Here is a 4,653-nt window from a genome sequence, read left to right as displayed (position 1 = left end):
GAAGGCGGCCGGCGCCCGGCACGTGGTCCTCGCCCGCCGGCCCGGCGACCGGCGCGAGGCCTACCAGGGCGCCGGAGTCGACGCCTTCGTCCACGTCGGCTGCGACGCCCTCGCCGCCCTGACCACCGTGCTCGACGAGATCGGAGTGCCTCGATGATCCCCGACTTCACCGAGATCGGGCTCGACGGCCCGGCGGCCGAGGCCGTCACCGCCGAACAGTGGCAGGACGCGTGGCGGCGAGAGACCGGCAAGGACGTCGACGAAGCACTCTGGGAGACGCCGGAGGGCATCGCGGTCAAGCCGCTGTACACGACCGATGACCTGGCCGGCATCGACTTCCTGGGCACCTACCCCGGCATCGCGCCGTACCTGCGCGGCCCGTACCCCACGATGTACGTGAACCAGCCGTGGACCGTGCGGCAGTACGCCGGGTTCTCCACCGCGGAGGAGTCCAACGCCTTCTACCGCCGGAACCTGGCCGCCGGGCAGAAGGGCCTGTCCGTCGCGTTCGACCTGGCCACCCACCGCGGCTATGACAGCGACCACCCGCGAGTGGCCGGCGACGTCGGCATGGCCGGTGTGGCCATCGACTCGATCTACGACATGCGGCAGCTCTTCGCGGGCATCCCCCTGGACAGGATGTCGGTCTCGATGACCATGAACGGCGCGGTGCTGCCGGTGCTCGCGCTCTACATCGTGGCCGCCGAGGAGCAGGGGGTGCCCCCGGAAAAGCTGGCCGGGACCATCCAGAACGACATCCTCAAGGAGTTCATGGTCCGCAACACCTACATCTACCCGCCTGAGCCCTCGATGCGGATCATCTCCGACATCTTCGCCTACACCTCACAGCGCATGCCGCGCTACAACTCCATATCCATCTCCGGCTACCACATCCAGGAGGCCGGCGCCACCGCCGACCTGGAGCTGGCCTACACCCTGGCCGACGGTGTCGAGTACCTGCGCGCGGGCATCGGCGCGGGGCTCGGCGTCGACGCGTTCGCCCCGCGGCTGTCGTTCTTCTGGGCCATCGGCATGAACTTCTTCATGGAGGTCGCCAAGCTGCGCGCGGGCCGGCTGCTGTGGGCCCGGCTGGTGAACCAGTTCGGCCCGAAGAACCCCAAATCGCTCTCGTTGCGCACACACTGCCAGACCTCCGGCTGGTCGCTCACGGCGCAGGACGTGTACAACAACGTCACGCGCACGTGCGTCGAGGCGATGGCGGCCACCCAGGGCCACACCCAGTCGCTGCACACCAACGCCCTCGACGAGGCACTGGCCCTGCCCACCGACTTCTCCGCGCGCATCGCCCGCAACACCCAGTTGTTCCTCCAGCAGGAGTCCGGCACCACCCGCGTGATCGACCCCTGGGGCGGCAGCGCCTACGTCGAGAAGCTGACCGACGCCCTGGCCCGCCGCGCCTGGCGGCACATCCAGGAGGTCGAGGCGGCCGGCGGGATGACCAAGGCCATCGATGAGGGCATCCCCAAGCTGCGGGTGGAGGAGGCGGCCGCGCGTACGCAGGCACGGATCGACTCCGGCCGCCAGCCGGTCATCGGCGTCAACAAGTACCGCCTCGATGAGGACGAGCAGATCGAGGTGCTCAAGGTCGACAACGCCGCGGTACGCGCGCAGCAGATCGAGAAGCTGCGCCGGCTGCGCGCGGAACGCGACGAGGAGGCCTGCCGCAGCGCCCTGAACGCCCTGACCGAGGCCGCGGCCGCGGGCCCGCGGCGCGGTGACGCCCTGGAGGGCAACCTGCTCGCCCTGACCGAGGCCGCGGCCGCGGGCCCGCGGCGCGGTGACGCCCTGGAGGGCAACCTGCTCGCCCTGGCCGTGGACGCCGCGCGGGCCAAGGCCACCGTCGGCGAGATCTCCGACGCGCTCGAGGCCGTGTACGGCCGGCACGCCGGGCAGATCAAGACCCTGGCCGGGGTCTACCGGGACGAGGCCGGACCGTCCGGACCGGTCGAGGAGACCCGCGCGCTGGTCGAGGAGTTCGCCCAGGCCGAGGGCCGGCGCCCGCGCATCCTGGTCGCGAAGATGGGCCAGGACGGCCACGACCGCGGCCAGAAGGTGATCGCCACCGCCTTCGCCGACCTCGGCTTCGACGTCGACGTGGGCCCGCTGTTCCAGACCCCGGCCGAGGTGGCCCGCCAGGCGGTGGAGGCCGACGTGCACATCGTCGGGGTCTCCTCGCTCGCGGCCGGGCACCTGACCCTGGTCCCCGCGCTGCGTACGGAGCTGGCCGAGGCCGGGCGCGAGGACATCATGATCGTGGTCGGCGGCGTCATCCCGCCCGGCGACTTCGCGGCCCTGTACGAGGCCGGCGCCGCCGCGATCTTCCCGCCCGGCACGGTGATCCCCGCCGCGGCCCGCGACCTGCTGCGCACGCTCGCCGCCGCCCTCGGGCACGAGCTCTGACCGCCGACGATGACCCGGACCCGAGGCCCCATCAGCGCGGAGCAGCACGTACGCGGAGTGCTGGACGGCTCGCGCGCCGCCATCGCCCGCGCGATCACACTCGTGGAATCGACCCGTCCCGACCACCACCGGGTGGCGCAGCAGGTGCTCACCGAACTGCTGCCGCACACCGGCAAGGCGCTCCGCGTCGGCATCACCGGCGTGCCGGGCGTGGGCAAGTCCACGTTCATCGACGCCTTCGGCACGATGCTGACCGGCGCCGGCCACCGGGTCGCGGTGCTGGCCGTGGACCCCTCCTCCAGCCGGACCGGCGGCTCGATCCTCGGCGACAAGACCCGGATGCGGCGCCTGGCCACCGACCCCGCGGCGTTCATCCGGCCCTCGCCGTCGTCGGGCACGCTCGGCGGCGTGGCCCGCGCGACCCGCGAGAACATGGTGATCATGGAAGCGGCCGGATACGACGTCGTCCTCGTCGAGACGGTCGGCGTCGGACAGTCGGAGACCGCGGTGGCCGGCATGGTCGACACCTTCCTGCTGCTGGCCCTGGCCCGCACCGGCGACCAGCTCCAGGGCATCAAGAAAGGCGTGCTGGAGCTGGCCGACGTCATCGCGGTCAACAAGGCCGACGGACCACACGAGAAGGACGCGCTCGCCGCCGCCCGCGAGCTCGCCGAGGCGCTGCGGCTGCTGCGGGACCCGGGCGCGGCCTGGCGGCCCCCGGTGCTCACCTGCAGCGCCCAGGAGAACACCGGCCTCGACGAGGTGTGGGAGCGCATCCAGCGGCACCGGGGGGTGCTGGAGTCGACCGGCGGCCTGGACCGGCGGCGCCGCGACCAGCAGGTCGGCTGGACCTGGAACCTGGTGCACGACCAGCTGCTGGCCCGGCTCCACGGACACCCCGGCGTCCGCACGATCGCGCCCGCACTCGAACAGAAGGTACGAGACGGCTCCATCACCGCGACGATGGCCGCGGACCAGATCCTCGACGCGTTCGGGAGGGCAGATGGCTGACCCCGACCGGCCCTGACGGCGCTCCTGCTCGGAGCATGGCCGCGGTGATCGAGCAGGAGCCCGGCGGGATTCGTCGTCACGCGATGGCAGGCACCCCGTTCCCGCCGACCTCGAGGCGAGAGTAGACCTCGCTGGTCGCCGTCGACTTGTTGAACGTGATGAAGTGGATGCCCGGCGCACCTTCGGCGAGGAGCCGCCGGCACAGGTCCGCGGCCTGGTCGATACCGAGACGGCGCACCGCGTCCGCGTCGCCGGCGACGGCCTCGAACCTGGCCGCCAGCTCGGCGGGGAAGGGCGCACCGGACAGTTGCTCGGACCGCTCGATCGTGCTGAGCCGCGTGACCGGCATGATGCCGGGAATGATCGGCACCTCGCAGCCGAGCGCGGCGACGCGGTCACGAAGGCGCAGGTAGTCCTCGGCGCGAAAGAACATCTGAGTGATCGCGTAGTCGGCCCCCGCACGGCACTTACGCACGAAGTGGCGGGTATCGCTTTCGATATCGGGAGAACGCGGATGCCGGTAGGGGAAGGCGGCCACACCGACGCTGAAGTCGCCCGCGGACTTGGGACGACGTCCTCGGCGTACTCCACACCGTCGGGATGGCGCACCCACTCCCCCATCGGGTCGCCGGGCGGGTCGCCCCGCAGGGCCAGCAGATCACTCACGCCCGCCGCCGCGAACCTTCCGACGAGCCGGCGCAGCTCGGCGATCGAATGGTCGACCGCGGTGAAATGCGCGACGGGAGTGAGGGTCGTGTCGCCGGCGATCCGCTCGACGATCTCCACCGTGCGGTCGCGGGTGCCGCCGCCCGCACCGTACGTCACCGAGACGAACGTCGGCCGCAACACCTCCAGACGGCGGATCGCCTGCCAGAGATTTCGCGCCCCCTGTTCGGTCTTGGGCGGGAAGAACTCGAAGGAGAATGTCGTCTCGCCCGCGGCGAGGACTTCTCGGATCGTACGGCGGCGCGCGGCAGTCATGGCATTAAGGGTAACGGAATGGTCCATAAAGGCAACTGGATTATCGATTTTCAAGGATTCAGATATGCGATTTTGTTTCGTCGTCTTAGAAGGTCTCGTCGAGGCCGAAGAAGGTTCGATAGTTCTTGCAGTTCCATGAAGGCGAAGGCGCCGGGTCGAGCAGGCTCATTGGCATGCCTCGCAGGTTTCGGGGTTTTCCAGGGAGCAGGCGACCGCTTCGGCGGCCGGGGTCGCGGTCAC

At 70.8% G+C, this 4,653-nt stretch carries 2 protein-coding genes and 1 pseudogene; 2 read left to right on the top strand and 1 reads right to left on the bottom strand.

Translation table 11 applies throughout. The annotated features are described in order from the left end of the window. Positions 1-153: 153 nt before the first annotated feature. Positions 154-2,421, top strand: a complete 2,268-nt coding sequence (gene scpA, locus ACFFNX_RS43980; protein WP_378212200.1) for a methylmalonyl-CoA mutase — start codon at positions 154-156, stop codon at positions 2,419-2,421. A gap of 9 nt (positions 2,422-2,430) precedes the next feature. Continuing rightward, on the top strand, positions 2,431-3,432 hold the full coding sequence (gene meaB, locus ACFFNX_RS43975) for a methylmalonyl Co-A mutase-associated GTPase MeaB (protein ID WP_378212199.1): 1,002 nt from the start codon (positions 2,431-2,433) through the stop codon (positions 3,430-3,432). Between the two features lie 76 nt (positions 3,433-3,508). Here meaB and metF read toward each other — a convergent pair. Beyond that, positions 3,509-4,413, bottom strand: a pseudogene (gene metF / locus ACFFNX_RS43970) (methylenetetrahydrofolate reductase [NAD(P)H]). Between the last annotated feature and the right edge of the window lie 240 nt (positions 4,414-4,653).

Origin of the sequence: Actinoallomurus acaciae, assembly GCF_042429965.1 — a bacterium.
GTDB lineage: Bacteria > Actinomycetota > Actinomycetes > Streptosporangiales > Streptosporangiaceae > Actinoallomurus > Actinoallomurus acaciae.
The sequence above is the reverse complement of the archived record's forward strand: the minus strand, read 5'-3'. Positions and strand labels throughout refer to the sequence as shown.

Coding starts and splice junctions, on each gene's coding strand:
- meaB (WP_378212199.1), top strand. CDS start 2,431: ATGACCCGGACCCGAGGCCCCATCAGCGCGGAGCAGCACGTACGCGGA.
- scpA (WP_378212200.1), top strand. CDS start 154: ATGATCCCCGACTTCACCGAGATCGGGCTCGACGGCCCGGCGGCCGAG.